This window comes from uncultured Faecalibacterium sp., assembly GCF_900066275.1.
Taxonomy (GTDB): domain Bacteria; phylum Bacillota; class Clostridia; order Oscillospirales; family Ruminococcaceae; genus Faecalibacterium; species Faecalibacterium taiwanense.
The window spans coordinates 1-2,977 of the sequence record NZ_FMFG01000073.1 but is presented as its reverse complement, the minus strand read 5'-3'; the positions used below and the strand labels follow the sequence as shown (position 1 = coordinate 2,977).

The 2,977-nt window shown below is 47.0% G+C and carries 6 protein-coding genes; all 6 read left to right on the top strand.

The annotated features are described in order from the left end of the window. Positions 1 to 96 precede the first annotated feature (96 nt). On the top strand, positions 97 to 819 hold the full coding sequence (locus QZL71_RS12945; RefSeq protein ID WP_294649132.1) for an AAA family ATPase: 723 nt from the start codon (positions 97 to 99) through the stop codon (positions 817 to 819). Between the two features lie 21 nt (positions 820 to 840). Continuing rightward, complete coding sequence (locus QZL71_RS12940) at positions 841 to 1,569, top strand: hypothetical protein (protein ID WP_294649131.1); 729 nt, start codon at positions 841 to 843, stop codon at positions 1,567 to 1,569. Continuing rightward, a complete protein-coding gene (locus QZL71_RS12935; RefSeq protein WP_294649129.1) occupies positions 1,566 to 1,775 on the top strand; it encodes a hypothetical protein in 210 nt (69 codons plus the stop codon). Before QZL71_RS12940 ends, QZL71_RS12935 begins: the two co-directional genes overlap by 4 nt. 65 nt (positions 1,776 to 1,840) lie before the next feature. After that, a complete protein-coding gene (locus QZL71_RS12930) occupies positions 1,841 to 2,275 on the top strand; it encodes a hypothetical protein (protein WP_015536782.1) in 435 nt (144 codons plus the stop codon). Beyond that, positions 2,272 to 2,550: a CPCC family cysteine-rich protein gene (locus QZL71_RS12925; protein ID WP_316542987.1), complete on the top strand. Its 279-nt coding sequence runs from the start codon at positions 2,272 to 2,274 to the stop codon at positions 2,548 to 2,550. Before QZL71_RS12930 ends, QZL71_RS12925 begins: the two co-directional genes overlap by 4 nt. 119 nt (positions 2,551 to 2,669) lie before the next feature. Continuing rightward, positions 2,670 to 2,977 (top strand): hypothetical protein (locus tag QZL71_RS12920; RefSeq protein WP_294649128.1); only part of this gene is annotated, 308 nt, incomplete at its 3' end.

Genomic DNA, 2,977 nt, shown 5'->3' with positions numbered 1-2,977 from the left:
CAGGGCGACATCGGAAAGCTGAGTTTTCAGGGCACCCGCTATCTTGGGTTTGAGCGGAGCTAAGTGTTTCTTACATTATATAGTATGGAGTGCTGTATGAACGATTTGTTTATCCAAGGGCTGACCATCGACTGGAACAGAGTTCGCCCATACAATTATGTTCGTCAGATTCCTGCCATCAGTGGAATCGACACTTTTACATTCCATAAGCCCATTACGTTCTTTGTTGGCGAAAATGGAAGTGGAAAATCTACGCTTCTGGAAGCAATCGCTGTTGCTTACGGCTTCAACGCAGAGGGTGGAACGAAGAACTATTCATTTTCCACATACAACTCCCATTCGGAACTATGTGAGGCTATGACGATTTCCAAGGGGTATCGCAGACCAAAGATCGGGTATTTTCTCCGAGCAGAGAGTTTCTATAATGTAGCCACCAAGGAAATCGACTATTCCGATGACGATCATCCCTCCAAAGGCTATCACCAAAAATCACACGGTGAAAGTTTCCTCGCCATTGCGCAGGACTACATGGGTGCAGATGGAGTCTATATTTTTGACGAGCCGGAAGCCGCTTTATCCCCGCAGCGGCAGCTCACGTTACTGATCAACATTTATCGGTGTGCCCAAGAAGGGGCGCAATTCATTATCGTATCACATTCACCCATTCTCCTCGGAATGCCTGATGCTGAGATTTTTAGCTTCGACAATGGCACGATTCATCCTTGTCAGTATGAAGATACGGACAGCTACGTTATCACCAAAACATTTGTAAATAATCGGCAGCATTTTTTGAACCAGCTTCTGAACGAAGAAACGTAATGCCGGGAAAGGACATTCCTTATGAGTGATTCTACGTTGAAAGAGCTTTGGCAGCAGGTCGCAGAAAAGAAGAACTGTGAAGCAAAGCAGAAAGAACTGACCGCCCAGAGAGATACGCTTGCGGACCGCCTGAAAAAGCTGGAAAAATCCAAGCTGGCAGAACAGGCTGATGTGGATCGTCTGGAGGGGCACAGCCTTGCCGCATTTTTCTATCAAGTGATTGGAAAAATGGACGAAAAGCTGGACAAGGAACGGCAGGAAGCCTATGCAGCCCGTGTCAAGTACGATGCTGCTCTCCATGATCTTTCTTCCGTTGATGCCGACTTGGAGCAGATTCAAAATAGACTGGAACGGCTGTCCGATTGCGAAAGGCAGTATCAAGCTGCTCTTTCCGAAAAAATCAAAAGCATCAAAGTCTCTGCCCACCCTGCCGCACAGCAGATTGTGGAAAGCGAAAGCCGCATTGCCGCACTGAAAGTCCAAAAGCGGGAGCTGCTGGAAGCCATCAACGCCGGAAAGACCGCCTTGCACACGGTCAATGAAGTTCTGGAAACGCTGGATAATGCCGAGGGCTGGAGTACATGGGACGTAATGGGCGGCGGTTTGATGGCTGATCTTGCCAAGTATGAGGAACTGGACAATGCACAGGAGCAGGTGGAACAGCTTCAAGTGGAACTGCGGCGGTTCAAAACTGAGCTTGCCGATGTTGAGATCACCGCAGACCTTCAGGTTGCGGTAGACAGTTTTTGAAATTCGCAGATTTCTTCTTTGATGGCCTCTTTGCAGACTGGGCAGTTCTGGATCACATCAATCAGGCGCAGAGCAGAGTGGAAAACACCAAGAGCCAAATCAAGCGAGTCCTTGCACTTCTGAAAAAGATGCGCGAAGATGTTGATGTCCAAATCGCTGATGAAAAAGAGAAGCAGGAGCAGCTTGCGGTGGAAACTGAGCTGTAGGTTTGGAGTGTTCGCGTATGTAATATGCTCAACTCAATGAATTGGAAATTTTGGAGATAAAGACTATGAAGAAAAAAGCACCAATAGTGTTCATTATCGTGAGCGTCTTTGCCGTAGCCGCAATCATTATAATTTCGGCGTATAGATCTTCGGAATCCTACAGAAAGGCGAAGGCTGCAATCCAATGGGATTGCTCTGTGTCTTGTACAGAAAAATCAACATCTGCCCAATATGTAATCACTTATTCTAATGTAAAGGTTTCATCCAAAACGGGCACACTGACGATTCAGAATAGGAATGATTTTGAAATTGTGGTGCATTTGCTCTGCGAAGGCGAACAGGAAATCGTATCTGGCAATATTTCTGCGGGAGGCTGCTACTCTTTTGCGAATGTTACGGACAAAGAATATACCGTAGGTATTCATGCGGATGTTGATGCAGCCACCAACATTAAAGTAATTGTATACGACGGAAAAGACACAGAGCCATATACAAATTGACAAGTCGGTGCTTGCGGGGGTGCATCTATTTGAAAAAGTATCAATGTCCATGCTGCGAATGTTTTACTTATAATGTTCCACCAAAGGAAGATTGTGGGTACATTTGCCCAGTTTGCTTTTGGGAGAATGACCCGTTTATTACTTCTGATAGCGACCCCAGTGACTTGAATCATGGAATAACTCTAAACGAGGCAAAAAACAACTATTTGGAATTTGGTGCCTGTGAAAGAAAAATGTTACGTTATGTTCGTCCGCCCGAAAGCGATGAAAAATAGACATTCATCATCAAAACTTCAAAGTCGACGATAACCCAATTATTATATACCCTTGGCGGGCAACCCAAAAACGGTTGCCCGCTATTTTTATACCCTAAAATCTGAAGAAGGAGGCCAAAATGCCAAGCAAAACCGAAGAATACCTTGCCCTTGCCCAGCGCACGGCAAACGGCTTGACCCGGTACTGGGAAAGCTGGACGGATTACCTGACCACCGCATCCCGGCTGTACAAGTACCCCTTTGCGGACCAATTGATGATCTACGCCCAACGCCAGGATGCCACTGCCTGCGCCGACTTTGACATCTGGAACAACCGGATGAACCGTTATGTGCGCCGGGGTGCCAAGGGCATCGCTCTGCTGGACGAATCCAGCGGATTCCCTCGACTGCACTACGTTTTTGACGTAAGCGACACCGGGGTGCGCCG

Coding starts and splice junctions, on each gene's coding strand:
- QZL71_RS12930 (WP_015536782.1), top strand. CDS start 1,841: ATGAAGAAAAAAGCACCAATAGTGTTCATTATCGTGAGCGTCTTTGCC.
- QZL71_RS12945 (WP_294649132.1), top strand. CDS start 97: ATGAACGATTTGTTTATCCAAGGGCTGACCATCGACTGGAACAGAGTT.
- QZL71_RS12940 (WP_294649131.1), top strand. CDS start 841: ATGAGTGATTCTACGTTGAAAGAGCTTTGGCAGCAGGTCGCAGAAAAG.